This is a genomic window from Streptomyces tateyamensis, assembly GCF_003205575.1.
GTDB classification, from domain to species: Bacteria; Actinomycetota; Actinomycetes; order Streptomycetales; family Streptomycetaceae; genus Kitasatospora; species Kitasatospora tateyamensis.
Map to the genome: position 1 here is coordinate 1 of NZ_PYBW01000192.1, position 1,751 is coordinate 1,751.

The window sequence follows — 1,751 nt, forward strand, 5'->3', positions numbered from 1 at the left end:
TTGTCCTCAGTTGCTCGCGTTCACTGTGTGGTTCCCGGGTAGCGAACAGCTATCGCTGGCGAACAAGTAAAAGCACCACTATTTCAACTGAAAAGTGTGTTCGCTGAATACCCGATAGGGTTTCGGTGGTCATAGCGTGAGGGAAACGCCCGGTTACATTCCGAACCCGGAAGCTAAGCCTTACAGCGCCGATGGTACTGCAGGGGGGACCCTGTGGGAGAGTAGGACACCGCCGAACAATTATTCAAGGCCGTGGCCCCAGCGATGAGCTGGGGCCACGGCCTTTTTTGTTTTCCGATCTGTTGGATTTCCGAACATGTCGAATCCCGGGCGCCGCCCGGGATTCACCCCGGCTCGACCGAAGGCGCTCCAGGCGCGCGGCCGCAGCCGATGCTCGACAATGAAGTGTGTGTGCGGCCGGAGGCCGGCACCAGGCCGCGGGGCTCTGTAGAGGCCCGGCCGGCGGCACAGCTGATGAAGGTAGAAGGAGTCACCGCGATGTCGAACCCGCCCCAGGACCGTCCCGAGCGTCGATCGGGCGAAGGCCGAGGCTACGAGCCGCGAGCGCGTGGCGGGTGGTCGAACGACCGTGGCCCGCGCCGTGACGACCGAGGCGAAGGCGCTCCCCGCCGCGACGACCGGGACCGCGGCGGCGACCGTGGTGGCTTCGGTCGTAGCGACCGCCCCTCGTACGGAGATCGTGACCGTGGCGGGGACCGCGGTGCGCGTCCCTCGTTCGGTGACCGCGACCGCGGTGGCGACCGTGGTGGTCGTCCGTCCTACGGTGACCGTCCGACGGGTGACCGTGGTGGTCGTCCGTCCTACGGTGACCGTCCGTCCGGCGACCGTGGTGGCCGTCCCTCCTACGGCGACCGCCCCTCCGGGGACCGCGGTGCGCGTCCCTCGTTCGGCGACCGCGACCGCGGTGGCGACCGTGGTGGTCGTCCGTCCTACGGTGACCGCCCCTCCGGCGACCGTGGTGGCTTCCGCCGCGACGACCGTCCCTCGTACGGTGACCGTCCGACCGGGGACCGTGGTGGCCGTCCGTCCTACGGTGACCGCCCGTCCGGCGACCGTGGTGGCCGTCCCTCCTACGGCGACCGTCCCTCTGGCGACCGTGGTGGCTTCCGCCGTGACGATCGCCCCTCCTACGGCGACCGTCCCTCTGGCGACCGTGGTGGCTTCCGCCGTGACGATCGCCCCTCCTACGGTGACCGTCCGACCGGTGACCGTGGTGGTCGTCCGTCCTACGGTGACCGCCCGTCCGGCGACCGTGGTGGCCGTCCCTCCTACGGTGACCGTCCGACCGGTGACCGTGGTGGTTTCCGTCGCGACGACCGTCCCTCGTACGGTGACCGTGACCGTGGCGGGGACCGTGGCCCGCGTCCCTCGTTCGGCGACCGCGACCGCGGTGGTGACCGGGGTGGCTTCGGTCGCAGCGACCGTCCCTCGTACGGTGACCGTCCGACCGGTGACCGTGGTGGTTTCCGTCGCGACGACCGCCCCTCCTACGGTGACCGTGACCGTGGCGGGGACCGTGGCCCGCGTCCCTCGTTCGGCGACCGCGACCGCGGTGGCGACCGTGGTGGCTTCGGTCGCAGCGACCGTCCCTCGTACGGTGACCGTCCGACCGGTGACCGTGGTGGTTTCCGTCGCGACGACCGCCCCTCCTACGGTGACCGTGACCGTGGCGGGGACCGTGGCCCGCGTCCCTCGTTCGGCGACCGCGACCGCGGTGGCGACCGTGGTGG

General features: G+C 70.2%; 1 protein-coding gene and 1 rRNA gene. Both read left to right on the top strand.

From position 1 onward, the window contains the following. Positions 1-121 precede the first annotated feature (121 nt). Positions 122-238, top strand: a 5S ribosomal RNA gene (rrf, locus tag C7C46_RS32070). 363 nt (positions 239-601) lie between these two features. Next, the coding region (locus C7C46_RS32075; protein WP_146259304.1) for a hypothetical protein at positions 602-1,751 on the top strand (1,150 nt) is incomplete at its 3' end.